The sequence below is a fragment of the Allocatenococcus thiocycli genome, from assembly GCF_921292965.1.
Lineage (GTDB): Bacteria > Pseudomonadota > Gammaproteobacteria > Enterobacterales > Vibrionaceae > Vibrio > Vibrio natriegens.
The window spans coordinates 1-21,100 of sequence record NZ_CAKLCK010000025.1; the positions used below are offsets into that span (position 1 = coordinate 1).

Consider the following 21,100-nt stretch of genomic DNA (forward strand, 5'->3'; position numbering starts at 1 on the left):
TGCTATTTCCTTTGATGCCGATCTTCATCTTGCTCGTTGTTATGAGCTGGTATCGCCCCGAAAGCGTGAGTTGGCAGGGCAGCTGGGTTCCAGGTCTTGATGTCAATTTAAGTTTTCGTCTTGATGGTTTGTCATTCCTATTTGTGTGTTTGATCTGTGGGATCGGTGCACTGATACAAGTCTATTCGCTTGCATACATGCGCAGCCATACAGCGCGTGTTTCCTTTCATGTCTATCTGACGTTGTTCATGCTTTCCATGTTAGGCATTGTCACGAGCGACAATGTTCTGTTGCTGTTTGTTTTTTGGGAACTGACGACCATCACCTCGTATTTATTGATCGGCTTTAATCATGAGAAAGAGGTGTCACGTGAAAAGGCGTTACAGTCTCTTTTGGTTACCGGGGCTGGAGGATTGGCTCTGTTGGCTGGGTTGGTTTTATTAGGACAAATCGCCGGAAGTTATGAGATTAGTACTATTGTTCAACAATCGACACAGATTGCGTCTCACAAATGGTTTTTGCCTTCTCTTATATTGATTCTCCTTGGTGCCTTCACTAAGTCCGCACAGTTTCCATTTCACTTTTGGTTGCCAAATGCGATGGCAGCACCCACGCCAGTCAGCGCTTATCTGCATTCCGCCACTATGGTAAAAGCAGGCGTGTATCTACTGGCGCGGCTGTCTCCCGCATACTCACACAGTGATATTTGGTTTTACACGTTAAGTATTGCTGGTGGGTTTACGGCCATTTGGTGTGGATTATTGGCTTTAAAACAGACGGATTTGAAGTTAATGCTCGCGTACAGCACCAATGTGGCTTTGGGTAAGCTCGTTATGCTAATTGGCATGGGAACGGAGCTCGCACTGGCCGCCGCACTCTTGTTTATCCTGGCGCATTCTTTTTACAAAGCGGCCCTGTTCATGGTGGTCGGAAATATTGATAAAGCAACTGGCACAAGAGATGTAACCAAGCTGAATGGACTGAAAGCCGTGCTTTCTTTAAGTTTGGCGGCTGCGACGTTGGCGGCGCTGTCTAAAGCGGGAGTACCACCGCTACTTGGCTTTTTGAGCAAAGAATACATGTACAAATCGGGCCTTGAGGTTAGCAGTGTGATTATCGGTTTATTAGTCGCTGTCAATGTAATCATGGTGGCGGTGACGATTGCATTAATCTACAAACCATTCTTTGCTCATTCTCAACGTGAGCCCACTCCTGCGAAAAAGATCGAGTCACTCAAAGGACTATGGATACCACCGATGATGCTGTCCGTTGGCGGATTGATCACGCCAGTGTTGGGGCTAAGTTGGATAAATCATAATGTCATTATTCCCGGTGTTTTGACCAGTCTTCCTGCCTCAGAACCAATGGCCACTAAGTTATGGCACGGAGTCAACTTCCCGTTGTTATTGAGCCTTATTACATTGGGGTTGGGGTGGGTGGTTTACGCGCTTTACTCGCAGAGGGTTGCCAAGTGGTATAAAAGCGCGTTTATCGTTCCTACTGCGGAGACGGTGTTTAATAAAATTGTCAGCGGTGTCATACGGTTTGCTAAGTGGCAGACACAATGGATTCCGCAAAAGAGGCTGAGCAATTATGTACTTATGTTTAGCCTCGTTCTAGCCATCGTGTTGCTCAGTCGCCCATTAGATATTTCAACCGCGCGTTTTACCGAGCTGTTTGCTATCAACTTCTACGAAATAGTGATTGCTCTGTTACTTGTGGCAGCGGTGTCGGTATGTACGTTCTCTAAGTCACGTTTGTTATCGGTGTCAGCCCTTAGCGTGGTGGGCTTTATGACAACACTCGTGTTTATGTTGTACAGCGCGCCCGATGTTGCACAGACTTTGTTGTTAGTAGAAACACTGATGGTGGTATTTTTAGTTTTGTTAATGCGCCACATGCCTAAATTGACCACTGTGCGTAATCACTCTAAACGGCGTCGTCTGTTACACGCGATTATTGCTGTAATAGTCGGGTTTTCTGTTAGCGTTGCTCTCATCAATATCACTTCTCAACCGTTAGATCCCCAGTTAGCTGAATTCTTTCTCCAGAAAAGTCTACCTGAAGGGTACGGGCGCAATGTTGTCAATGTCATCCTGGTCGATTTTCGTGCCATCGATACGTTAGGTGAGGTGATTGTGGTCGTGATGGCGGGCATTGCGGCGACCAGTCTACTTACCACCCCAAATTACAAGCATCCTCCTGTCCATTCAATGATCTTTTCCACCACGGCTCACATTGTCTTTACATTGATGTTGCTGTTTTCTCTGTATTTACTGCTGCGCGGGCACAACGAACCGGGTGGTGGGTTTATTGGTGCACTCATTGCGGTGATAGGGTTTGCGCTAATGATGTATGCAGAGTCGCCCAAGTACGTAAGGGACCGTTTGTACTATTCACCATTAAGTATTGCGATGTTCGGTATTTCGCTCAGCTTTATGGCAGGGCTATTAGGAGTGGTACTGGAGTTACCTTTCCTGACTGGATTGTGGTGGAAGGATATTCTCCCGCTAGGGACTCCGCTGCTCTTCGATGTGGGCATTTATTTCGCCATTATTGGCGGCGTGATGGGCTTGCTGTTACATGTGAATGAGGTGCTCGACTGATGGAAGTACTATGGAGTCTGGTGGTCGGTGTATTTGTTGCAGCGGGTATTTATCTGTTACTTGAACGGCATATATTGAGAATACTGTTTGGTCTGATTTTACTAAGCAGTGCTGTGAATCTGGCTTTATTGACGGCTGGCCGCTTAACCATTGGCGTCCCCGCTCTTATCGAGTCAAACGCGCAACTCCCACCAGATGGTGCCGCTAACCCGTTACCTCAGGCACTGATTTTGACGGCAATCGTGATTGGTTTTGGTTTGCTGGTTTTTGCACTTTTGTTGTTCTATCGCGCGTATTCAGAAACAGGCTCGGCTGACGTTGATGATATGCGACGATCAGAAGAGGAGGAGGAATGACGACGATTTGGCTAACTTTACCTATCGTGATTTCACTTTTGACTGCGGTGGCTGTGTTTATCGCTAAACGTAACATCTGTCTTGCTGAGCGTATCAGTGGCGCGAGTGCGTTTTTAACGGTGTGTGTCGCTGCTTTTCTTACCAGTGATGTGATACAGCATGGGCCTGTCGCGGTAGCATTTGGCCAATGGTTTGCTCCTTTCGGCGTTGTGTTTGTAGCAGATCTGTTCACTGTCGCCATGGTTATGGTTACGGCGGTGATTGGTCTCATCTGTGTGCTTTATGCGGTTGGAGATATTCGCAACAAACCATCATACGGGATGTATCATGCGTTGATGCATGTTTTGCTTGCAGGCGTTTACGGGGCATTTCTGACCGGTGACATTTTCAATCTCTATGTTTGGTTCGAAGTGATGCTGATTGCCTCCTTCGGTCTGATGGTCTTGGATGCCAACAAGACTCAGATTGATGGTGCTGTGAAATACGTGATTTTGAACCTGCTCTCGACGCTGTTTTTTCTGCTCGCGATAGGTTTGTTATATGGCGTTACCGGAACGCTAAACCTCGCGGATCTTCACGCTAAAGCGGCTTTGATGCCATCCGACACGAAAACCTTGCTCGCAGGTTTTTTCTTATTTACTTTTTCTATCAAAGCGGCGTTGTTTCCCTTATTTGCCTGGCTTCCTGCGTCTTACCACACGCTACCGAGCGGCGTGGTTGCACTGTTTGCTGCTTTACTGACTAAAGTCGGTGTTTACTCATTATTACGTGTATTTACACTTGTATTTCCATTGGCAGAAAGTGGCTGGCAATCGACCTTGATGTGGATGGCTTGTTTGACAATGTTGACGGGGGTATTAGGGGCAGCAAGTCATTACGATATAAAGAAAATCCTTTCATTTCATATTATCAGCCAGATTGGTTACATGATTATGGGGCTCGCCGTCTATACGCCGTTGGCAGTCGCTGGGGCTATTTTCTATATCGTTCATCATATTTTAGTGAAGGCGGACCTGTTCTTAATTGGAGGCTTCGTCGAACGGAAATACGGAACCAGTCAACTGAAGCAATTAGGTGGTGTATATAAAGCGATGCCTTGGCTGGCCTTGTTGTTTTTCATTACTGCATTTTCTTTGGCTGGCTTTCCACCACTTTCCGGTTTTTGGGGCAAGTTCTTAGTGATTAAAGCGAGTTTGCAAATAGAGGGCTATTGGCTTGCAGCAACCGCCTTGCTGGTGGGATTGTTGACGGTTTTTTCCATGAGTAAAATTTGGAATGCTGTGTTCTGGAAGAAGCAGCCAAGTGATGCTAACGCACAAATAATGACTAAGTCGACTACGTACTTGTACTGTATTCCTATTGTTACCTTAACGGCGATGAGTTTGATCATCGGTCTGGTTGCCGAGCCATTTTATCAATTTGCCATGCAGGCTGCGCTGCAACTGCTGGAGCCGAAAGAATATATTCAGGCAGTATTGGGAGGTGGACAATGATTTACTTTTTTCTCAACCTCTTTCTCGCACTGGCTTGGATGCTTCTAAACGGCACCTATACCAGTCTCAACTTTATATTTGGCTTTATCGCTGGGTTTCTCGTTTTGAGGCTCAGTCAACCTTTCAGAACGAAAAGTCGTTACTTTCAGGTTTTCATTTCACTTTTGCGGCTAGTGAGCTATTTCTGTTTCGAGTTGCTCATGTCTGCCGCTCGGGTGATGTGGGATGTGCTAACGCCAACACATCTAAGCCAACCCGACATCATTTACGTACCACTCGACGCGAAATCAGATATAGAAATCACGCTGCTTGCGAATATGGTTTCGTTAACGCCAGGTACGCTAAGTTTGGATGTGACACCTGACAAAAAGCATCTGATCGTGCATGCCATGTTTGCTCCAGAACATGACAAAGTGATTCAAGGCATCAAAGGTGGCTTAGAGAGACGGATATTGGAGGTGACGCGTGGATAGTTGGCTGCAGTTCAGTATTTTCTTTGCTTACGGTGGGTTGTTGTTAAGCGTAGTTATGGCGTTGGTACGTTTGGTTCTGGGACCCACGTTGGCAGACAGAGTCGTCTCTCTGGATCTTATCTCGTTTGTCACGATTGGATTCATTGCTGTTTATACCCTGGATAGTGGTCAAGAGACGTTGTTAGATATCGCTATCACACTTGGTTTAGTGGCGTTTCTCGGCACCATCGCATTTGCTCGAATGATAGCAAAGCGAAAAGGGGGAGAGTATTGGAAGTGATCATTGGTCTTTTGCTGTGCATTGGTACCTTATTCTTTCTGATCGCCAGCTTGGGAGTGGTCCGAATGCCGGATCTATACACTCGGATGCATGCGGCAACAAAAGCGGGTACGGTTGGTGTGGCATCATTGCTTTTGGCGGTAGCCATCGCTATTCCTGATGCCACAGTGATCTCCCGCGCTGTGGGTACCATGTTGTTTATTTTCCTCACCGCACCTGTTGCTGCACATTTATTAGGCAAAGCCATGAGGAAAAGTGGTTATCGAATGTGGCGAAACCCAAAATAAACACGGTAAACCAAGTCATTGCTACTGCTCTGATTATCAGAGGCTATTTGTTTTTCTTTTTTGATTAGAATTAGCTTTAAACAAGTAGTTATATACATGTCGAATGTGATTTAAATATAAGTCCAATGAAAAGTAAGTCATTTACGAGTCATATCACATATATCTATCATTTATTCTCTTCTAAAACGTTATTTCCTGCCAGTGCCCGTTTTTGACTGATATATACCAATTGTGATTATTACTTTAAATTATTGTTTCTTATGCCCGATTATCTGGGGAATTGCCCGTTTTTTTGTGGTGTCGTTCTATATTTCGGTCAACTTATTTAAAATTCCCAAAAATCACATGAACATTGCCTAACATTTGAATGAGCTAGAAGTTATTATCTGCGGCATGTAAAGGAAATGCAGAAGATAACCAATGAAGTCGATATCTAGAACCAATTACATTTTGAATGTTGTTAACAAGTCCGGAAAGGCATTTGTGACGGATTTGGCTAATGACCTTGATGTTTCGGTTGAGACGATACGCAGAGACCTTAAAGTTCTGGATGAGAAAGGGGAGTTGATACGAGTTCATGGTGGAGCAATAGGTAAAAACTATAAAGATGAAGGAACGTCTTTCAACAACAGGGCGAATCGCAATGTTAACGACAAAATGGATTTAGTCGATCAAGTCATTTCCAATATTTACGAAGGTTCAGTTATTGGTTTAGACGCAAGTTCTTCTAGCTGGCTTGTGGCTCAAGCACTACCTAATATGAGATGTACAGTCGTCACCAACTCCATTAACAATATAAATGTGTTAAGTGGTAAAAATAATATCTCAATAATTAGTTTAGGTGGTTCTTTCTCAGAAAAGTACAAAGCGTTTTATGGGCTTATTGCGAGAAAAACCTTAGCTGAAATGTCACTTGATGTCAGTGTTATATCGTGTGTCGGTTTCGATGAGTTATCCGGTGTGTGGGACTCTAATGAATACAACTATGAAATAAAGAAAATGTTCATCAACGTGTCAGAAAAAGTAATCCTCTTAGCGGATAAGAGCAAGTATAAGAAAAAAAGTCTATTAAAGGTCTGCAACTTCGATGAAATAGATATTGTAATATCGAATGCTGATGTTAATACACAGTTCTAATTAATTTTACATAATGTAAAAGCTGTTCCTGTTTCTCGGGAGGGATAGTGACACTTGAAGAAAGTTAAAATGACGGGCGTTTTATCATCCACTAATTCAATAAAGTCTAAAAAATATACAAACCAAGTAATAACTAAATCTATATAAATCGAAGGATATTAAGACTGCGTTCATTATCCCGTTAATTGGCTTTGTCTACTTAGTCTTATTTGGCCTTAAAGGCTACCAAATTCAAAAAATAATCTCTCGTTAGTGTGAAATAGAGAATCGAAAATGAAAAACTTAGTAAAAATCGGTATTCGTCCAACAATCGATGGTCGTCGTCTTGGGGTTCGTGAATCTCTTGAAGATCAAACAATGAACATGGCTAACAACCTAGCCAAGTTTATTACTGAAAATGTACGTCACGTTAGCGGTGAAGCGGTTGAATGTGTTATCGCAGATACGACCATTGGCGGTGTAGCCGAAGCATCAGCTTGTGCAGAAAAATTCAAGCGTGAGAACGTTGGCGTATCTATTACCGTTACCCCTTGCTGGTGTTACGGCACTCAAACGCTGGATATGGATCCACATCTGCCAAAAGCCATTTGGGGCTTTAACGGTACCGAACGCCCTGGGGCTGTATATCTAGCCGCAGCAATGGCAGGCCACTCTCAACTTGGTTTACCCGCGTTTTCTATCTATGGCGAAGAAGTTCAGGATAAAGATGACACGTCTATTCCTAGCGATGTTCAGGATAAGATCCTTCGTTTCTGCCGTGCAGGTTTAACGGTCGCTGCTATTCGCGGTAAATCCTACTTATCTATGGGCTCGGTCTCAATGGGGATTGCGGGTTCTATCGTAGACCAGCCGTTCTTCCAACATTACTTAGGCATGCGCAACGAGTATGTTGATATGACTGAAATTAAACGTCGTTTAGACCGCGAAATCTTCGATAAAGAAGAGTTTGAACTGGCGTTGTCGTGGACAAAAGAACATTGCAAAGAAGGTAAAGATTACAACCGAGTTCCAATGACCGAAGAGCGTAAAACCGAAGATTGGGAAACCGTGGTTAAGATGACGATGATCATGCGCGATCTGATGATTGGTAACCCGAAACTCGCAGAAATGGGGTATGCGGAAGAGGCGATGGGACACAACGCTGTTGCCGGCGGCTTCCAGGGTCAACGTCATTGGACAGATCACTTACCAAATGGTGACTTTAGTGAAGCGGTTCTCAACTCGTCATTTGACTGGAACGGCATCCGTGAACCTTTTGCTATTGCGACAGAAAACGACTGTCTAAACGGCGTAAATATGCTGTTTGGCAAAATGCTGACAGGCCAAGCGCAAGTATTTTGCGACGTGCGCACTTACTGGTCACAGGATTCAGTAGAGCGCGTTAGTGGTTACCGCCCTGAGTCTGGATTGATTCACCTTATTAACTCAGGTTCAGCGGCTCTGGATGGCTGTGGGGAAGCTCGTGATGAGCAAGGTCAACCTGTATTTAAATCGCATTGGAATATGAATGCACAAGATGCAGAAGCGTGTCTGGCTGCGACCCAGTGGCCACCTGCCGATGTTGAATATTTCCGTGGCGGTGGTTTCTCATCGAACTTCCTGACTCATGGTGGTATGCCATTTACGATGCATCGTATCAACATCATTAAGGGCATTGGCCCAGTACTGCAAATCGCAGAAGGTCATTCGGTGACGCTACCTGCCGAGGTGCATGAAACGCTTAATGAGCGCACAAACCCAACATGGCCAACCACTTGGTTTGCTCCACGCCTGACCGGTGAAGGCGCGTTTAAAGATGTGTATTCAGTCATGGCGAACTGGGGTGCGAACCACTGTGTTATCTCTTACGGTCACGTTGGGGCTGACTTGATCACGCTTGCTTCTATGTTGCGTATTCCAGTGTCAATGCACAACGTTGACGAGCAAGAAATTTTCCGCCCTCACACATGGACGGCATTTGGTCAGGACAAAGAAGGTCAAGACTACCGTGCTTGCGAAAACTTTGGTCCTTTATACAAGTAATCTTCTCGGGCGGGGTGATTCCCGCCCCCTTCAGGAGCCCTCATGTCTGTAGTGATTGTTTTAGATTGCGGTGCGACCAACTTGCGTGCCATTGCAATTGACCAAAAAGGCGTCATCGTCGCGTCTCATTTCATAAAAAACTCGACCAAATGTGATGCGCAAAACCCAAGTTATCATCTGTGGGATTTCGAAGACATCTGGCAAAAGCTCATTGAGTGTGGTCAGCATGTCGTGGCTCAAGTCGGAGCGAAAAATATTCTGGCTGTGACCGTAACAACATTTGGTGTTGATGGTGCTCCGTTTGATAGTGATGGAAATCAGATTTACCCAATTATCTCTTGGAAGTGCCCGAGAACGATACCCGTAATGAAAACGGTAGAAGATGAGGTTGATCGTCTGGAACTCTACCGAAGCAATGGTATTGGAGACTACAGCTTTAACACGCTTTACAAATTACGTTGGCTTAAAGAAAACGAGCCTGAAGTGTACGCAAAGATGGATAAATTTGTCTTCATTTCATCGATGATCACTCACAGGTTGACTGGCGAAATGACGACCGACTACACAATGGCTGGCACATCCATGCTGACCAGTGTGGAAACCTGTAGCTGGAATGCTAAAGCGCTAAATTACCTAGGATTGACATCGGATCATTTCCCAAGGCTCGTGATGGCCGGTGAAAAGGTGGGATATGTTTCAGAAAACATCGCCAAACAATTGGGGCTTGTTAGTGGGACACCCGTGATTTCCGCAGGTCACGACACTCAGTTTGCTTTAGTGGGCTCGGGAGCGAAAGAAAACCAAGCGTTTTTGAGCTCAGGCACCTGGGAAATCTTAATGGCGCGCAGCCTGCGTCCCGCACTCAATCAACAAGCGTTGGATAACGGAGTGACCGTAGAGCTCGATGCAATAAAAGGCTTATATAACCCAGCGATACAGTGGCTCTCTAGCGCCGTCGTTGAATGGGTTGTGACGCAATTTTACAGTGCAGAAAAACACTCAAACGATTTGTACACCACCATGGTTAATGAAGCTGAAGCCGCCGGGCCAGGTGCTGGTGGGGTGGTGTTTAAACCAACTTTATCAGTTGATGAAAGTGGTATTGGTCAAGGATCAATAGAAGGCCTTTCTATTCACACTTCGCGAGGCCAAATTGCCCGAGCGGTATTTGAAGGATTAAGCCAACAGCTTAAACAACGTTTTCTTTACCTGAATCAATTATGCCAATTGAGCGACGAGCCAATCGTTGTTGTGGGTGGTGGCACCAAAAATCCGCTTTGGAATCAGCTTCGTGCTAATGCGTTACAGCGACCACTTCATATCGTAGAGCAGGCCGAAGCGACGGTAATTGGAGCAGCGATGTTCGCATTTTATGGCGTGGGCTTTTACCGCTCTGTCGATGAATCTCAACACAACATGCGTCCTAAATTGCGTGTGATCTATCCAGAAGCAACGGCAGTCTTAAATCAAATAAAACGGGAGCACAGCCATGCTTAGAGGTAGTCATCCTGCACTTTCGCCAACGCAACCGGCGACACTCTCATAAAAGGCTTATCCAGCATTTAAATTTAAGGATTAACGAAATGAACAGAATAGAGCTTTCCCAACACATTATCGATACTTGTATCGAAATGACCCGTTTAGGTCTAAACCAAGGTACCGCAGGTAACGTTAGTGTCCGCTTTGATAACGGCATGTTAATCACCCCAACGGGCATTCCTTACGAACAACTGACGCCTGAGCAGATTGTCTATGTTGCGGAAGATGGCACCTTTGAAGAGGATAAACTTCCTTCTTCTGAATGGTTGTTCCACCTAACTTGCTATCAACATCGCCCAGATATAAATGCCGTGGTTCATAACCACGCGATCAATTCTGCAACGGTCTCTATCTTGAATAAACCAATCCCTGCTATTCACTACATGATTGCAGCATCTGGAACGACTGAAATTCCTTGTGTACCTTACGCGACATTTGGCAGTCCTCAGTTAGCGAAGTACGTGGAAGAAGGCATCTCAAAAAGCAAAGCAATCTTGCTTCAACACCATGGCTTGATCGCAGGGGAAGTGAACTTAGACAAAGCGCTTTGGTTAGCGCATGAAGTCGAAGTATTGGCAGAGCTTTACCTTAAAGCTCTCGCGGTTAACCCAGAAGTACCAACGCTGGATGATGAATCTATGCAGGTAGTGCTGGAAAAATTCAAGTCATATGGCTTACGAGTTGAGAAGTAATAAGGAGTAAATAAAATGGCCTTTGCATTAAACCTACCAAAACTGAGTTACTCGGGGGTTGGCGCTGTTGATGACGCGATTTCTACGTTGAGCCAGCAGCCAATTCAGCGAGCATTGATCGTAACCGATGCAAATCTGGTGGAACTGGGAATCTTAGATCATCTGATTGCTCTGTTAGATAAAGCTGCAATCGACTATGTGTTGTTTGACCGCGTGACACCCAACCCGACGGCATCACTTGTGCGCGAAGGTTTGGAAATGTATGTCGATACTGAGTGTGATTGCTTTATCGCGGTTGGTGGTGGCAGCCCAGTAGACTGTGCGAAAGCCATTCGCATTGTGGCATCTAACGTTGGCGATATCGTCGATTTTGACGGCATCGGCAAAGTACGGAATGAAGGTGACTTCTTTATTGCCATCAATACCACGGCGGGCACTGCTGCGGAAATGACATCAAACTCAGTCATTACCGATGAAGAAAGACAAGTGAAGATGGTCATTATTGACTCTAAGCAAATTCCCGATATCGCGGTGAATGATCCTACTTTGATGATTAATTTACCTAGTCATGTCACGGCAGCTACGGGTATGGACGCACTAACTCATGCGGTCGAAGCATACGTGACTCCAGGCGCTCACACCCTGACTAAACCTACGGCTTTAGAGGCGATTCGCCTCATTACCCAGTGGCTACCCGTAGCGGTTGAAGAAGGTCAAAACATCAAAGCGCGTGAAGAACTGGCTAACGCACAGTTTTTAGCAGGAATGGCGTTCAATAGTGCCGGTTTAGGCTTAGTACATGCAATGGCTCATCAGCCGGGTGCGACACACAACCTACCTCATGGTGTGTGCAACGCGATTTTGCTACCAGAAGTATGTGCGTTTAACGCAGAAGAGCATCCTGAGAGATTCCGTGATATTGCACAGGTAATGGGTGGGAAGACAGAAGGTTTAAACGATAAAGAAGCAGCAGAATTAGCCGTTGATTTAATTCGCCAATTATCTAAGCGCGTTGGCATCCCAGAAGGATTTAAAACCTTAGGTATTAGCCACGATGATTGCAAAAACTGGATAGACAAAGTATTGGCTGATCCATGCTTAGGCGGTAACCCTCGTCAACCAACGCCAAAAGAAATTGAGGCGTTATATATCGCATGTATCTAATCGCTCTTTGAGTTGAACCGACTTATTAGTAAGCTTTATGTATGGCAGGCAATGTTGAAGCCTTCTTCAAACACTGTCTGTCTTTTGCTTCATTTATATGATTTGGTTAGTTCCTCTTTGGTCGATTTTTTTATGCGGTCTTGTATACGCTCACTCAACCTACTAACGACGCTAACGCTCATATCAGTAATGTTTGTGTCTGCTTTTTGAGCAAGATGTTAAGCAGTTGGCCTTCATGCTTCGATTTAACTTAACGCTAGAGCTAGTGCGCTCTAATAAATGCGGGCTATTATTATCGTTAGAGCGCATTTCACTGGTGTAAAATATGGGCTGATAAACAGCGATAGAGTGATTTGGGATTGGTGAAGAACTCATCAATTTTCATGGCGCGCTTTTGCGGGAAATGGTGGGCTGGTGGTATTTTATGCGGAAAATGCCATTATTGAGAATAAATTGTGATGTAATTCAATTTTTTCTGGCTTTTTTTATGCATTTAAGGAATAATCCGCCTCCCTTAGTCGTCCCTAATGGCTTATCGCGGTTGTGTACTGTGCTAATTCCTATCTGAATGGATTTAGTATCTGGATAATTCAGTATCGAATTGGAAGAGCATATGGGACTGTTTTTTTGTTTAATTAAGTAGGATCCCAATGCAAGATTCTGTTATTCAATTCAGTGATTTATCTCTGAATGATTCTATCCTTTCTGCTCTAGACGGAATGGGTTTCGTGTCACCAACTCCAATTCAGGCTGCGGCAATCCCACACCTGTTGGAAGGTGTTGACGCGCTGGGCAAGGCACAAACGGGTACAGGTAAAACGGCAGCATTCTCTCTGCCTCTTCTCAACAAACTAGATCTAAACCAACGTAAACCACAAGCAATCGTACTTGCTCCGACTCGTGAGCTAGCGATTCAGGTTGCAGCGGAAATGAAAAACCTTGGTAAAAACATCAAGGGCTTGAAAGTTCTAGAAATCTACGGTGGTGCTTCTATCGTTGATCAAATGCGTGCGCTTAAGAATGGTGCGCACGTTGTTGTTGGTACTCCTGGCCGTGTTCAAGACCTGATCAACCGTGAACGTCTACATCTAGACGAAGTTAATACTTTCGTACTTGATGAAGCGGACGAAATGCTAAACATGGGTTTCGTGGACGACGTAACTGCAATCATGGAGCACGCTCCTGAATCAGCACAACGCGTTCTGTTCTCTGCGACTATGCCTCCAATGCTGAAAAAGATTGTTGAGCGCTTCCTTCGTGACCCTGTAACGGTAGACGTTGCTGGTAAGAACCACACTGTAGACAAAGTTCAACAGCAGTTCTGGGTAGTGAAGGGTGTAGAGAAAGATGAAGCGATGTCTCGTCTTCTTGAAACTGAAGAAACGGATGCGTCAATCGTATTCGTACGTACTCGTCAAGATACTGAGCGTCTAGCTGACTGGCTTTCAGCTCGTGGCTTTAAAGCTGCAGCACTACACGGTGATATCCCTCAGTCTCTACGTGAGCGTACTGTTGATCACATCAAACAGGGTGTTATCGATATCCTTGTAGCGACTGACGTTGTTGCACGTGGTCTTGACGTTCCACGTATTACTCACGTATTTAACTACGACATCCCATTCGATGTAGAGTCATACATTCACCGTATCGGTCGTACAGGCCGTGCTGGACGTAAAGGTAAAGCGATCCTTCTTGTTCGCACTAACCAAATCCGCATGCTTCGTACTATCGAGCGTGTAACTAAGTCATCAATGGAAGAAATCCAGCTTCCTCTACGTGACCAAGTTGCTGAAGCTCGTCTAGCTCAGCTAGGTGCAGAACTAGAAGCTGAGAAAGAGCACAAATCACTAGATAAGTTTGCTGAGTTGGTTGAGAAACTACAAACTTCTCTAGAAATCGACCCAGCAATGCTTGCTGCGATGCTTCTTAAGCGTCAACAAGGCAAACGCCCACTGTTCTACATCGGTGAAGACCCAATGGTAGAAGCAATTGAGCGTGATAAGCAGCGTCGTAAAGAGCGCCGTGAAGGTGGTCGTGAAGGTGGCCGCAGCTTCAACAACCAAGATTGGGATACTTACCAGCTACAAGTTGGCCGTGAGCAAGGTGTTCAAGTTAAAGACATCGTTGGTGCTCTGGCAAATGAACTTGGTCTAGGTAAAGGTTCTATCGGTGCGATCAAGCTAGCACAAGGTCATACTTTCGTTCAGCTACCAAAAGCAATGACTTCTGAAGCCGCGAACAAGTTGAGCAAACTACGTATCCGTCAACAAGATGTTGGTGCGGTAGTATGTGACTTCGATGATTTCCGCGAGTCTCGTGGTGGTCGTCGTGACGGTGGACGTCGTGATGGTGGTGGTTACCGTGGTAACCGTGATGGTGGTGCTCGTCGCGAAGGTGGCCGTCGTGAAGGTGGTTTCCGTGGCAACCGCGAAGGTAGCCGTGATGGTAACCGCGAAGGTGCTGAGCGTCGTTTCGACCGTAACCGTGGTGGTGATCACCGTGGTAACTACCGTGGTGAACGTGGTCACGGCCGTGGCCGTCGCACTCCAGAAGCATAATCGAGCCAGGTTAATTAAATAACCAGAGTTAGAAAAAGCTGATTTCAAAAGCCGAGCATGGTTAACATGCTCGGTTTTTTTATGCTGGTAGGAAGCTGTCGCGTTTCTCGTCGTGCTCCGCTACCCAATTGATCACTTCGTCTAATGGGAGAGCAGGGCAGAATAAGTAACCTTGGATGATGTCACAGCCACGATGTCGTAAAAAGTGCAGGGTATCCATATCTTGTACGCCTTCTGCAACCACGGAGTAGCCGAGCCCGTGCACAAGGGCAATGGTATTTTCAACGATGGAGCGCGTGCTTTCCGTTCGGTTCGCTGTAGATAAGAATGATCGGTCGATCTTAATCTGATCCACCGGAAGATCTCTTAACAGTGAGAGGGAAGAATAGCCCGTACCAAAATCATCGAGGCTGATCTTGATACCAAGCCCTTTTATTTCGTGTATCAGTGGGTTAAGTTCCTTCACTTTGTCAATCGCCATCGTCTCTGTTATCTCTAAACTTAGAAGATGGGCAAATTCAGGAGAGTGTTCGATTAATTTTTTTAGGCGGGTAAGTAATACGTTTGAAGATAGGTCTTTGGCGGATAAGTTGACATGAATTGGAAGCTTGATGCCTCTTCGGATAAACGTTTTCAGATCTTTTTCAACTTGCCCCAGCACCCACATGGTTATGCTGCTTACCTGATTACTTCGCTCGGCAATTGGTATGAAATCGTTTGGCGAAATGTTATTACCTTGTCCGTCTCGCCAACGAATAACTGCTTCAAAACCCACCACGACGCTAGTACGAGCATCAATCAATGGCTGGTAATACAGGCGAAACTCATCCTGATCTAACGCAAATTGAATACGTGATGAAATTTCCAGCTGATATTTAGCCCCAATATTCATATTGTCGTTATAAAATGCGAAAAGATTTCCGTTACTTTTCGCGTGATACATTGCAACGTCGGCATGTTTTATCAGCAATTCATTGGACTCTGCGTCCTGAGGGTAAGTGCTTATGCCAAACACGACAACGGCAGATACTTGGAATTCGTCGAGGTGAAAGCGAGTGGAAAGTGCTTTATTGAGCCTCACGATAAGTTTCTTGCCATCCTCTTCAGTGGCAGATGCTGTGATTATCACAAACTCATCACCTCCGACGCGAAATATTTTGTCATTATCTTCAAGCGCATCTTGCAACCTTTGACCAATTTGAATCAGTAATTGGTCACCACAGAAGTGCCCCATCGCATCGTTGACTTGTTTGAAATTGACAACATCAAAGAGAATCACTGAAAAAGGCAGGCCAGATTGAATACGATCGTCAATTACCTCAAAACAGTATTTTCTATTTGGGAGACCAGTTAGCGCATCATGAAAGGCATTTTGTTTTTCGCGCTTTGCAAGGCTATGTAATTCGACGATGGAGTCATTACTGAATTTGATGACGAAGACGACAAAAACGCTTCCAGCAAATAGGAGTATAGATATGCCAGTTTCGATAAGTGAGCCTGAAGGATTTTGCGCAATGGTATACAAGTACGTTGCATACGCAATGATAAAATAGCAGATCAGCACCAGAAGCCAGGTCCACCCAGAAACATCCGTTTTCGCGCGAATATTTTTTGTCATTTGCCATCCGAAGCAGAGCAACATTAAGCCTAAACTGACAAGTAAAAGCGTTATTTTCGGCACGATATTCCCCGATGTATTGTTATGTTTATTGTTTTTATTCGTCTAATAAATAAGTTGGCTCATAATTTAGTCAATAAACAAGACGAGTGAATCACAGTTCTCTTTTATGAGAAGATATTTTTTTGCATCGAATAAAATCAGAAAGTGTCCTAGATCAATAAAAAATGTGCAATCAGACTATTAATTTTAAAAGATAGTTGAAAGATTAAAAAATTATTGAATAATAGAAAGCATATAAGTCGTAAGCTGCGTGAAAGCGCAATGACAACCTCTGCTCCACAACAGGATAACTATTTCATGTCTAATTCGTTTGTACTAGTGATCAACTCAGGAAGCTCATCACTAAAGTTCGCGGTCATCGATTCAAATTCAGGTGACGCGGTACTGAGTGGTTTGGGTGAATGCTTTGGTCTTCCAGAATCTCGTATGAGCTGGAAATTCAACGGTGAAAAAAAGGAAGTTTCTATCGAAGGTGACGATAGCCATCATAAAATCGCTATCGGAAAACTAGTAGGGTTAACCGACGAATTAGGTTTAGCTAAAGACATCGTGGCTGTCGGACATCGTATCGTTCATGGCGGTGAAAAGTTCACTACAACGGTTCGCATTACCGATGAAGTGACACAAGAAATCGAACAGCTTGCCGATCTCGCTCCACTACATAACCCGGCAGGTGCTATCGGCATTCGTGCTGCGATTGAAGCATTTCCGACTCTTCCTCAATTTGCTGTATTCGACACGGCATTCCACCAAACGATGCCTCAAAAGGCGTTTACTGGCGCTATTTCCCACGAGCTGTACGAGCAGTACGGTATCCGTCGTTACGGCTTCCACGGTACAAGCCATTACTTTGTAAGTCGTGAAGCTGCAAAAATGCTAAACAAGCCAGTGGAGCAATCTAGCTTCATCACGGTACACCTTGGTAACGGCGCGTCAGTATGTGCGATCAAAGATGGCCAATCGGTTGATACTTCGATGGGCTTTACTCCACTAGCTGGTTTGATGATGGGTACACGTTCTGGCGACCTAGACCCAGGCATCATTGAGTTCCTATTAAAGAAAGGTTGGACTCAGGAACAGGTATTCGAAACACTAAACAAGAAATCAGGTTTCTTGGGAGTGTCTGGCGTCACTTCCGATGCACGAGGTATTCTGCAAGCGATGGAAGAAGGTCACGAAGGTGCGAAATTAGCGTTTGAAGTGTTTACCTACCGTGTTGCGAAATACATCGGCTCTTACCTGATCCCTCTTGATCGTCTAGATGCGGTTATCTTTACGGGTGGTATTGGCGAAAACTCTCTGGATATTCGCCGTGAAGTGCTTAAAAACCTTAGCCTGCTTGGTTTCGTGGAAGACGAGAAAGGCAACGAAGATGCCCGATTCGGTAATTCAGGTGAAATTGGTAAATCTGAACTGCTGGATGCGAAAGTATTGGTTATCCCAACCAACGAAGAGTGGGTCATCGCTCAACAGTCGGTAGAGCTACTGTAAAATAGCGCCATTTTAAATTTGTGTATTCCCTTAAAGCCCTTTCCTATGTGGAAAGGGCTTTTTCATTTCTGCTGCCAACAAATAAGCGTGTAGCACTCGATGGTACCTTTAAGGTGTTTAACTCACATATTTATTGTGTGATTGCATTGTTTTGTGATGTATATGTGATGAATGTATAATTTCGTGGTTTGTTTGTAATCAACCTCAAACACCACTTAACGTCATTAAATTACTGAGCTTTTGACAATCAAAATGGGCCTTATAAGGGAAGTCATGTTTTTTAGTAAGTCGCTTCAAAAAGAAAATCAGCAATTAAAGCAAGAGCTCTACAGTCTTACCCAAGTACAGCAAAGCCTTGATCAGGACATGTTAATGCTCTCCCTTAATTCCGAGGGTAACGTTACGTCTGTTAATCAGAACTTTTTGCAACAGATGGACCTAACTGAGCAAGAGGTATTAGCAAAGCACATCACTGAACTCGTTCCAGTTAAAGCGAGACATACAGAGCACTTTCAACGGATGAAGCACTGCGTATTAACCCAAACTCTTTGGAATGGCGCTATGCAGGTTTCTAAAGGGGATGGTGAAGAAGCATGGTTGCGCTCAATGGTTCAACCTATTTTTGATTTCACGGGAAAAGTTACCCGCTTTGCCGTGTGCGCGTCAGAATTGACTCGAACGATCAAAGCCTCGCGGGAACAAGAAGATATGCTCAAAGCATTGAATCGTTCTATGGCGGTCATTGAGTTTAGTTTGGATGGTGTCGTTCTCAAAGCGAATGATAATTTCCTCAAAACAATGGGTTATACGTCGGAACAAGTCACGGGTAAGCATCACCGAATGTTCTGTGATCAAGAGGAAGCGAACTCCCATGCCTATCAGGAGTTTTGGCAGAAGCTGGCGAGTGGGCGGTTTGTCTCTGAGCGTTTTAAAAGGCTAAATCGTTTTGGTGAATTCGTATGGTTAGAGGCTTCTTATAATCCAATCCATAACGATAGGGGAGAACTGTATAAGGTAGTGAAGTTTGCTACTGATATTACCGAACAAGTTCTTCAAGAGCAGTCGATGGCGCAAGCCGCTCATTTAGCGAATGAAGTCTCCAAAGAGACCGGAACGCAGACAATTCAAGGCCAGCAAGTAATCGGTGCAACGGTTGAGAATATGCAGATGCTCTCAAAACAAATGGAACAAGCCAATGCCGCGATTGAGGAACTCAAAGGTCACTCAGCAAAAATTAGCGAGTTGGTAAGGAATATCAGTGGTATTGCCGATCAAACCAATCTGCTTGCGTTGAACGCTGCGATTGAAGCCGCTCGAGCAGGAGAGCATGGACGAGGTTTTGCGGTTGTTGCGGATGAAGTAAGGCAACTTTCACTTCGTACCAATACGACGACCGATGATATTGTCACGATGGTGAAAGAAAATCTCGACCGCACCAATAACGCTGTCGAGTTGATTTCACAATGCCAAAAAGATGCGCTGAATACCCTTGAGTTGTCTGAGAAAGCAGGCAACGTCATGAATGATATTCAAGAGGGCGCAAGCCGTGTTGTTGAGGCGGTTGCTCAGTTCAATCGAACGCTCTAGTAACGCCTCACTATTCAAATATGAGTGATGTTTCCTCGCCAGACACGCAATGTGATCTGGCGCGGATTAACGCTTTTGAAATTGTTAGTTTCATGTATAGTAATTGTGTCTCGCAAACGTCAGCATGTTCCATTCTTTATTCATTCCTTGCCTGTATTTGTGACGCTTAAACAATAACTTTCATCGATTTTCTCGACGTCAAAAGCTCGTCTGTCGAACTCGTTACCGAGTATTTTTGTGGGTAATTATGCTTAACTCAGAACATAAAGCGACCATCATTCTTATTGCAACTACCATGATTGCGGCACTTGGATGGATTTTCTCTAAAGAGACCATACAAGGCTTGCCACCTTTTGGCTTTATTGGTTCGCGATTTACTATCGCAGCGCTTTGTTTGCTGCCTCTGTGTTACCGACCTCTTTTATCCGCGAAGATGAGTGATGTGTTGTCAGCAAGTGGCGTCGGCTTACTGTTGGGTAGCGCGGTCATGACGTGGATCTATGCGATTTCAATCAGTGATACGTTAGGCGAGGGCGCATTCATCATGAGCCTGTCGATGTTGTTTGTACCTATTGTCGCTTGGATTATGTTCCGTCAACGACCACAACGGATATTTTGGATTTCACTGCCAATTGCAGTAATAGGTTTGGCGTGTCTGTCTCTGGCCGACGGATGGAAGCAGTCAGCCAGTCAGCTTTGGTTTCTTGGCGCAGCGCTTTTGTTGGCATTACACTTTAATGTAAACAGTAAGTTCTCGCAGAAGTTACCTGTATTATTGCTGACTTGTTTGCAGTTATTCTCTGCGGGTTGTCTTGGGTTGGTGGTCTCCTATTTTATGGAGTCACTTCCTAGCGAAGTTGATGCATCAATTTGGTGGTGGTTTGCACTCAGTACCTTACTTGCGACCAGCTTACGCTACGTGATGCAAACAATGGGACAGAAGTTTGTGCAAGCGGGCAATGCTGCATTGATTATGATTTTGGAGCCAGTTTGGACTGTAGTATTGAGTATTCTTTGGTATGGCGAAGTACTGACGACCAACAAACTCATTGGCTGTATGCTCATTCTGTTTTCTTTGGTTATTTATCGAACCGGCGGCAGATTTCGCTTCCCAAAACGTCTTTAACTTTGTCTTAGCGCATTCGCGGCGAGGGTAATGGCTTATGGCTGATATCGACCATCAAGAAACGTTAGACTTTTTGGATAAGGCGAGTGTTTGTTTGTATCGTTCGGGCATCAGCCTATTTTCAGTGTCACTTGTCGGCTTTTCTTTACTTGTTTGGTTCAGCGACCTAGCTAGCCACTACCACAGTGTCTTGGTCATTATTGGAATCGCAGCCGCGTTTTCAGCCGCTAATATTCATGTTTACAATAAGAGGGTTCGGTTAGCCATTAGTTGGTCTAGCTGGATTGGTTTAGTACTCATGTTCAGTGATTATGACCTGAGCCGAATATGGCTGTCGATAGGGTTTGTTTTTGTTACGTTCTCAGGCATTGCGCTCAAAGAGTCGTTTTGCTTCAAAGTGCCCGGATTAAAACTCGTCCCTATACTCCTTTTCGTGGCTACCTTCGCACTCTGCTTTAACAATTTGGTTATTGCCTCTGGCGGAATATTTTTAGCGGGTATCATCATGGGCTACTTATCGATTGCTAAATGGCGAATGCCACTGCATTTTGATATCGGTAATAAAGCCAAATATGAAGTGTAGTGAGAAGAGCAACCAGCGACGACGG

17 protein-coding genes are annotated in these 21,100 nt (G+C 44.8%); 16 read left to right on the plus strand and 1 reads right to left on the minus strand.

The window, feature by feature from the left end:
• Positions 1-14: 14 nt before the first annotated feature.
• The 12 genes from mbhE to L9Q40_RS08835 all read left to right on the plus strand — a co-directional run bounded on the left by mbhE (position 15) and on the right by L9Q40_RS08835 (position 14,607).
• Positions 15-2,606, plus strand: a complete 2,592-nt coding sequence (mbhE, locus tag L9Q40_RS08780) for a hydrogen gas-evolving membrane-bound hydrogenase subunit E (RefSeq protein ID WP_498793071.1) — start codon at positions 15-17, stop codon at positions 2,604-2,606.
• Positions 2,606-2,962: a Na+/H+ antiporter subunit C gene (locus L9Q40_RS08785; protein ID WP_498793057.1), complete on the plus strand. Its 357-nt coding sequence runs from the start codon at positions 2,606-2,608 to the stop codon at positions 2,960-2,962. Before mbhE ends, L9Q40_RS08785 begins: the two co-directional genes overlap by 1 nt.
• Entirely contained in the window at positions 2,959-4,455 is a 1,497-nt protein-coding gene (locus tag L9Q40_RS08790; RefSeq protein WP_498793058.1) for a proton-conducting transporter transmembrane domain-containing protein, read from the plus strand. Before L9Q40_RS08785 ends, L9Q40_RS08790 begins: the two co-directional genes overlap by 4 nt.
• Positions 4,452-4,928: a Na+/H+ antiporter subunit E gene (locus L9Q40_RS08795; RefSeq protein WP_065298407.1), complete on the plus strand. Its 477-nt coding sequence runs from the start codon at positions 4,452-4,454 to the stop codon at positions 4,926-4,928. The genes L9Q40_RS08790 and L9Q40_RS08795 overlap by 4 nt, the downstream gene beginning before the upstream one ends.
• A complete protein-coding gene (locus L9Q40_RS08800) occupies positions 4,921-5,208 on the plus strand; it encodes a cation:proton antiporter (protein WP_498793059.1) in 288 nt (95 codons plus the stop codon). Before L9Q40_RS08795 ends, L9Q40_RS08800 begins: the two co-directional genes overlap by 8 nt.
• A complete protein-coding gene (gene mnhG / locus L9Q40_RS08805) occupies positions 5,199-5,495 on the plus strand; it encodes a monovalent cation/H(+) antiporter subunit G (RefSeq protein ID WP_014234490.1) in 297 nt (98 codons plus the stop codon). Before L9Q40_RS08800 ends, mnhG begins: the two co-directional genes overlap by 10 nt.
• A 420-nt stretch (positions 5,496-5,915) precedes the next feature.
• Positions 5,916-6,632: a DeoR/GlpR family DNA-binding transcription regulator gene (locus tag L9Q40_RS08810; RefSeq protein WP_014234489.1), complete on the plus strand. Its 717-nt coding sequence runs from the start codon at positions 5,916-5,918 to the stop codon at positions 6,630-6,632.
• Between the two features lie 273 nt (positions 6,633-6,905).
• Complete coding sequence (gene fucI / locus L9Q40_RS08815; protein ID WP_498793060.1) at positions 6,906-8,654, plus strand: L-fucose isomerase; 1,749 nt, start codon at positions 6,906-6,908, stop codon at positions 8,652-8,654.
• A 42-nt stretch (positions 8,655-8,696) separates the two neighbouring features.
• On the plus strand, positions 8,697-10,151 hold the full coding sequence (gene fucK / locus L9Q40_RS08820; protein WP_498793061.1) for an L-fuculokinase: 1,455 nt from the start codon (positions 8,697-8,699) through the stop codon (positions 10,149-10,151).
• Between the two features lie 86 nt (positions 10,152-10,237).
• Positions 10,238-10,885, plus strand: coding sequence for an L-fuculose-phosphate aldolase (gene fucA / locus L9Q40_RS08825; RefSeq protein ID WP_498793062.1), 648 nt, complete (start codon positions 10,238-10,240; stop codon positions 10,883-10,885).
• 15 nt (positions 10,886-10,900) lie between these two features.
• A complete protein-coding gene (gene fucO / locus L9Q40_RS08830) occupies positions 10,901-12,049 on the plus strand; it encodes a lactaldehyde reductase (RefSeq protein WP_498793063.1) in 1,149 nt (382 codons plus the stop codon).
• A 650-nt stretch (positions 12,050-12,699) separates the two neighbouring features.
• Positions 12,700-14,607, plus strand: a complete 1,908-nt coding sequence (locus L9Q40_RS08835) for a DEAD/DEAH box helicase (protein ID WP_330469847.1) — start codon at positions 12,700-12,702, stop codon at positions 14,605-14,607.
• Between the two features lie 79 nt (positions 14,608-14,686).
• Here the strand turns inward: L9Q40_RS08835 and L9Q40_RS08840 are convergent, their stop codons facing one another.
• Positions 14,687-16,225, minus strand: coding sequence for a putative bifunctional diguanylate cyclase/phosphodiesterase (locus L9Q40_RS08840; RefSeq protein ID WP_498793064.1), 1,539 nt, complete (start codon positions 16,223-16,225; stop codon positions 14,687-14,689).
• 360 nt (positions 16,226-16,585) lie between these two features.
• On the opposite strand from L9Q40_RS08840, the gene L9Q40_RS08845 reads away from it, so the two are divergent.
• The 4 genes from L9Q40_RS08845 to L9Q40_RS08860 all read left to right on the plus strand — a co-directional run bounded on the left by L9Q40_RS08845 (position 16,586) and on the right by L9Q40_RS08860 (position 21,075).
• On the plus strand, positions 16,586-17,779 hold the full coding sequence (locus tag L9Q40_RS08845) for an acetate/propionate family kinase (protein ID WP_020336024.1): 1,194 nt from the start codon (positions 16,586-16,588) through the stop codon (positions 17,777-17,779).
• Between the two features lie 273 nt (positions 17,780-18,052).
• Positions 18,053-19,366 carry a methyl-accepting chemotaxis protein gene (locus L9Q40_RS08850; protein WP_498793065.1) on the plus strand — a complete coding sequence of 438 codons (1,314 nt, stop codon included), beginning with the start codon at positions 18,053-18,055 and terminating at the stop codon, positions 19,364-19,366.
• 247 nt (positions 19,367-19,613) lie between these two features.
• Positions 19,614-20,492: a DMT family transporter gene (locus L9Q40_RS08855; RefSeq protein ID WP_440878665.1), complete on the plus strand. Its 879-nt coding sequence runs from the start codon at positions 19,614-19,616 to the stop codon at positions 20,490-20,492.
• 37 nt (positions 20,493-20,529) lie between these two features.
• On the plus strand, positions 20,530-21,075 hold the full coding sequence (locus L9Q40_RS08860) for a DUF2301 domain-containing membrane protein (protein ID WP_498793066.1): 546 nt from the start codon (positions 20,530-20,532) through the stop codon (positions 21,073-21,075).
• The last annotated feature ends 25 nt before the right edge of the window (positions 21,076-21,100 follow it).

Coding starts and splice junctions, on each gene's coding strand:
- mbhE (WP_498793071.1), top strand. CDS start 15: ATGCCGATCTTCATCTTGCTCGTTGTTATGAGCTGGTATCGCCCCGAA.
- L9Q40_RS08785 (WP_498793057.1), top strand. CDS start 2,606: ATGGAAGTACTATGGAGTCTGGTGGTCGGTGTATTTGTTGCAGCGGGT.
- L9Q40_RS08860 (WP_498793066.1), top strand. CDS start 20,530: ATGGCTGATATCGACCATCAAGAAACGTTAGACTTTTTGGATAAGGCG.
- L9Q40_RS08810 (WP_014234489.1), top strand. CDS start 5,916: ATGAAGTCGATATCTAGAACCAATTACATTTTGAATGTTGTTAACAAG.
- L9Q40_RS08845 (WP_020336024.1), top strand. CDS start 16,586: ATGTCTAATTCGTTTGTACTAGTGATCAACTCAGGAAGCTCATCACTA.
- fucK (WP_498793061.1), top strand. CDS start 8,697: ATGTCTGTAGTGATTGTTTTAGATTGCGGTGCGACCAACTTGCGTGCC.
- L9Q40_RS08795 (WP_065298407.1), top strand. CDS start 4,452: ATGATTTACTTTTTTCTCAACCTCTTTCTCGCACTGGCTTGGATGCTT.
- L9Q40_RS08855 (WP_440878665.1), top strand. CDS start 19,614: ATGCTTAACTCAGAACATAAAGCGACCATCATTCTTATTGCAACTACC.
- L9Q40_RS08790 (WP_498793058.1), top strand. CDS start 2,959: ATGACGACGATTTGGCTAACTTTACCTATCGTGATTTCACTTTTGACT.
- L9Q40_RS08850 (WP_498793065.1), top strand. CDS start 18,053: ATGTTTTTTAGTAAGTCGCTTCAAAAAGAAAATCAGCAATTAAAGCAA.
- L9Q40_RS08835 (WP_330469847.1), top strand. CDS start 12,700: ATGCAAGATTCTGTTATTCAATTCAGTGATTTATCTCTGAATGATTCT.
- fucI (WP_498793060.1), top strand. CDS start 6,906: ATGAAAAACTTAGTAAAAATCGGTATTCGTCCAACAATCGATGGTCGT.
- fucO (WP_498793063.1), top strand. CDS start 10,901: ATGGCCTTTGCATTAAACCTACCAAAACTGAGTTACTCGGGGGTTGGC.
- L9Q40_RS08840 (WP_498793064.1), bottom strand. CDS start 16,225: ATGACAAAAAATATTCGCGCGAAAACGGATGTTTCTGGGTGGACCTGG.
- fucA (WP_498793062.1), top strand. CDS start 10,238: ATGAACAGAATAGAGCTTTCCCAACACATTATCGATACTTGTATCGAA.